The organism is Candidatus Frankia nodulisporulans (genome assembly GCF_902806475.1).
In the GTDB taxonomy this organism is placed as follows: domain Bacteria; phylum Actinomycetota; class Actinomycetes; order Frankiales; family Frankiaceae; genus Frankia; species Frankia umida.
Map to the genome: position 1 here is coordinate 1 of NZ_CADCWS010000577.1, position 348 is coordinate 348.

Below are 348 nucleotides of genomic sequence, written 5' to 3' on the forward strand. Positions count from 1 at the left end.
TGGGGGGTGTACTCGACGTCGAACTCCCGGCGGATCAGTTCCCGGATCATCTCCCGGGTCCACAACGCGAAATCGAACTGCATCTGCCGCGGGTCCCGACCCACGATCAGCTTCCACAACTTCGCCGTCTGCTCATCGGACAGTCGCGGCGTACGGCCCGAAGGAACTTTCACCTTCAACGCTTCGACACCACCCTCGTTCCGAGCGTGAATCCATCCGTACACGGTGGAAACATCCGCCCCGAATGCCAACGCCACCTCGCTCGGATGCATCCCCCGATCCACCGCGCCCAACGCGAGCAGACGCACATCCTCCAGGTTGCGCCGCGGAATGCGAGCTCCAGTCCCC

General features: G+C 63.5%; 1 protein-coding gene. It reads right to left on the reverse strand.

Annotated features, from left to right (window positions below; genetic code table 11):
• The coding region (locus G6R24_RS21465) for a helix-turn-helix domain-containing protein (protein ID WP_163550896.1) at positions 1-308 on the reverse strand (308 nt) is incomplete at its 3' end.
• Positions 309-348: the final 40 nt, after the last annotated feature.